General features: G+C 64.5%; 1 pseudogene. It reads right to left on the bottom strand.

Annotation, left to right across the window (positions count from 1 at the left end):
• Positions 1 to 578, bottom strand: a pseudogene (locus tag QCE64_RS37805) (RHS repeat domain-containing protein); the annotation flags it as partial.

The following is a 578-nucleotide window of genomic DNA, read 5'->3' as shown; positions in this document are numbered from 1 at the left end:
ATGTCACCGTCCGCGCTGCTTAGCCTGACCGGCGCACCATTCGGATCATTCTGATAGAAGTAAATCCGCTTGCAGGCCCCGTCATCCACCTGCATCGCCAGAGGCTCGAAGCTATCCTGCCGATACACATAAAACCGCGCTTCGCTCTCGATACGCGCCGTCCGCCGCACCTCGCCGGCCATCGCATCGCCGTCCCACAGGAACCACGTCCACGCCCCTTCATCGCGATGCCTGTGCCCCACCTCCGGCCTGACATCCGCCGCCTGCTTGCCGATACGCCGACCGAGCGCATCATATCGATACACCCATCGCTCATTAGCGGTGTTCTCGAACCCCACCATCCGCCCGAACTCGTCCCACGTGAACTGCTCCACGCCTCGCGCAGGATGCGTACGCTCGGCTAGCTGCCCCGCCGCATCCAGCCACCAGCGCGCGCCGTCCGGATGCTGCCACTCACGGCCTCGCTCGGTCGCCCGCACCTGCGAGAACCGATCGCCTTGCGCGTCATACACATACCGACGCAGCCGCTGTCCCGGATCCGTATGCTCGACGATCCGGCCCAGCGGATCGTATCGATA

The organism is Caballeronia sp. LZ043, assembly GCF_031451075.1.
In the GTDB taxonomy this organism is placed as follows: domain Bacteria; phylum Pseudomonadota; class Gammaproteobacteria; order Burkholderiales; family Burkholderiaceae; genus Caballeronia.
Note: the sequence above shows the minus strand (reverse complement) of the source record. Positions and strands in the feature narration are given on the sequence as shown.